1 protein-coding gene is annotated in these 509 nt (G+C 41.5%); it reads right to left on the reverse strand.

Features of this window, described 5'->3' with window-relative positions:
* The coding region (locus ADF68_RS11090) for a mucin-binding protein (RefSeq protein WP_049549123.1) at positions 1–509 on the reverse strand (509 nt) is incomplete at both ends.

A 509-nucleotide genomic window follows, 5' to 3' on the forward strand; every position in this document is an offset into this window, starting at 1 on the left:
TTTGTTGGAAGGTTTGGAAGCTCCTTACCTGGTTCTACTGGTTGACCTGGCTTGCTTGGATCTTTTGGATCTGGCAAGTATGGTTTGTAGCCTGGGACATTTGGCACAACTGGTTTACTTGGTTTAGTTGGATCTGTTGGATCATTTGGATATTTCACATCTGGTGTTGATGGGAATTTAGGATCATCAGATTTCGGAACCAAGCTACCAAGCGGTTTGTAAGTAACTGTATCTGTTGCTTCAGGATTTTCTGGAGTAACTGTCTTACCACCAGCTTCTGTCTTATCAGCGTAGTAACCTGGAATTACTGGAACAGATACCTTACCGTAAGTATGGCTCTTCTCATTCCATGTTGTAGTTCCAGAAGCTTTGTTTTCTTTACCAGTAAATGTAAAGTCATCTTGGACATTGTCTCCTGGAGTCTTATCGCCTGCTCCTTCAAACTTAACTGTTTGTTTAGTTGGTTTCTTCACATCATTTACGATTGGTACGTAGATGATTGGTGTGTC

Origin of the sequence: Streptococcus pseudopneumoniae (genome assembly GCF_001068775.1) — a bacterium.
Classification (GTDB): domain Bacteria; phylum Bacillota; class Bacilli; order Lactobacillales; family Streptococcaceae; genus Streptococcus; species Streptococcus pseudopneumoniae_N.